At 63.3% G+C, this 2,699-nt stretch carries 1 protein-coding gene and 1 tRNA gene; one reads left to right on the forward strand and one right to left on the reverse strand.

The window, feature by feature from the left end; translation table 11 throughout:
* Positions 1 to 195: 195 nt before the first annotated feature.
* Complete coding sequence (locus tag AC07X6_RS28480) at positions 196 to 2,352, reverse strand: hypothetical protein (RefSeq protein WP_494793212.1); 2,157 nt, start codon at positions 2,350 to 2,352, stop codon at positions 196 to 198.
* Between the two features lie 270 nt (positions 2,353 to 2,622).
* Here AC07X6_RS28480 and AC07X6_RS28485 point away from each other — a divergent pair.
* Positions 2,623 to 2,699, forward strand: a tRNA-Arg gene (locus tag AC07X6_RS28485).

The following is a 2,699-nucleotide window of genomic DNA, read 5'->3' on the forward strand; positions in this document are numbered from 1 at the left end:
CGGCTGTAGCTCAGCTGGATAGAGTACTTGGCTACGAACCAAGGGGTCGTGGGTTCAATTCCTGCCAGCCGCACCAGTATCAGCAGTAGTGAAAAAAACCCGGAAAGTTCGCTTTCCGGGTTTTTTTTCGTCCAGTCAAACTGTCGCTTGAAACACGCCGCCAGCAGCGCGGCGCGCTTCAGTGGCCAGGCCGTATCAATTCGGATAAGGCTGGCCCGACGACGCCTGGTTGCCCAGGACGATGGTGGTCACCCACAATCCGCCATGTGTCACGGGACCGGTGAACTTGAACAGCGAAGCGCCGGACTGCGCCGGGTCCGCCACGTTCGAGGCCAGCGCATTCAACCCCGAGCTCGTGAAGGTGCACGCGGTTTCTTGTCCAACTGCATTTTGTTCCGCATTCAGCACCGGCGTGGCGCCATTGAACAAATACAGGCCGCAATTATCCATTTTCGAGCCGTAGGTGGCCGATTGCGTGTAATGGAAGGTCACCGCGCCGTCGAGCAGGGCGGCGGCGGGGATGGACGACAGTTTCGCCGGCGTGATGCTGGTGAGCGTGGCGAACAGGCTGGCCTGGTTGGCCTTGGCAAAGGCTTTCGACAGCGGCACGGCATTGATCTGGAACGGGAAGGCGCTGACGGGGCCATTCGGCGTTTTCAGGGTCCACACGTAGATTTTTCCAGGCGCCACTTTCGTTTCGTCGATGCAAGCCGTACCCGCGCCCAGGCCCGGCGTATTGGCGGGCAGGCTGGCCAGATCCTGGCAGCTCTGGATCGCTTCCGCGTTATTGTAGAAAGTGCTGGCGGCGCCATTGCTGTCGGCAATCCGCATGTGGGTGTAGCCGGTCGCTGGCAGGATCAGCTGCAGTTTGCTGCCGGCCGTGCCCGGTATCTGGAAGTCGCCGAACGTCGTCAGGCCCGGTCCCCGCACGTCGATCTTGTTGACGGCCGGATTTTCCTGCAGCACGGTGTCGAGCTCGACGTGCGCGGCCCATTCGCGCGCAAAGCTGGCCGTGCCCCCGCTATCGACGCTGCGCTGGATGCGCGCATTCATGTGCATGTCCAGATGGCCGCTGCCGGCCAGTTTCCAGCCGCCGGCGCAGCCGCTGGTGTCGCTGGTCTTGACCAGTTGCCAGTTGAGCATGCCCGCATCGTTTCCTATCCGCAACTGCACCCATGCGCTGCTGGGCTTGCCTGCGGCGAAGGCGATGGCCGTCGCCCCGGCGCCCAGGCGATTGCCGATGAAGTCGGCCACGCGCGTCGTCGAGGTGCTGCTGCTGGATGTCAGCGTGGCAATTTCATTGCTGCTCAAGGGCTGCATGCTGACGCTGGACAAACCCAGCGCCTCGATCGTCAGGCCCGCGTGGGCGGCCTGGTCCGCGCTGGTCAGGGCGGTCAGGATGTCCGCCTGGCCCACTGCCGCGCCCATGTTGAAGCTGCTGTCGATGAACGGCGACACGGCCGCCGTCGACGGCACGACGAAGCCCGTCTTCGGATACAGCGCGCTGAGCGAGGCCATGCAGGCGCGGATTTCCGGCAAGACACTGGCCGCGGCCGTCGCCTTGAGCAAGTCGGCATCCGATGGCGGCGTCGCTGCGGGGATGGTCGGCGCGCCGCCGGCGGCAGCGGGCAAGGTTACGCTGCCCAGCGCGCTGTTGGTGGCGATCAGGGTAACGGTGGCCATGGCGCCTTGCGCTTCCGCGGGCGCGACGAGGATCTGGTCCAGCACGGCATCCATACCCGTGCCGTTGGCCGCAAAGGCGCCCGTCAGCGGATTGGTATTGCCGGTATTAATCGGTTTGATCATGGCAACGACGGCGGCCACGGCCGCATCGAGCCGTTGCTGGGTCGCCGCCGTGGCCAGCGCCGCGGTGCAGGCGGCCGGGACCGCATTGGCGACGGGTGCGCAGACGGCGGCCAGGGCGGTGCCGCCGGGCTGGCCCGACGCCGTGGAGACGATCAGGTCCGTCAGCGGCGTGATGTTGACGGTTTGCCCCGCTGCGGTGGCGATGGAATTGAGCGTCACCTGCTTGCCGCCGGACGTGCCGGTGATGCTGAGGAAAAAGGGCGCCGTCATGCCGGCCACGTCGACGGTAAAGGCACCGCCGGCACCGGTGTTGACCGCCACGGACACTTTGCCCTTGCTATCGATGGCCACCACGCTGCCCGTGATGGGGGCGCCGACGGCGGCCGTGCCGCTGACCGTCGTTGCCGGCACCGGCGGGACGGGCGCAACGGGGGGAACTGGCGGCGCCGGGTCGGCCGGGGTGCTGCTGCCGCCGCCACAGGCGGCCAGCAGGAAGGTGGCCGCGCAGGCGGCGGCCAGAGGCAATTTATGCAATTTTATTTTCATGACATCCCCTTGGTATTTTTATTGAAATTACTGCTAGTAAACATTCTCAAAGTTTTCCATGAATAGCAATTTATTTTTCCTGGATGTATTGATAATGACTAAGAAGAAATAAACCTGTCGGTTTTGCGCCGCAGTCAGAAAATAAATGTGATGAAAGATGCAAGTGAGCGGGGCGGCTCGGCCGCTGAAATCCGGGAAGGGCGTCAATTGTGAAATAGTGCCGCCACGCCCTTTGCCATTCTGCAAAGCCCTGCTATAATCTTGTCTTAGGCGGCTGTAGCTCAGCTGGATAGAGTACTTGGCTACGAACCAAGGGGTCGTGGGTTCAATTCCTGCCAGCCGCACCA

This window comes from Janthinobacterium sp. GW460-12-1-14-LB5 (assembly GCF_059423585.1).

Excerpts from the sequence above, each read along its gene's own strand:
- AC07X6_RS28480 (WP_494793212.1), bottom strand. The coding sequence starts at position 2,352 with ATGAAAATAAAATTGCATAAATTGCCTCTGGCCGCCGCCTGCGCGGCC.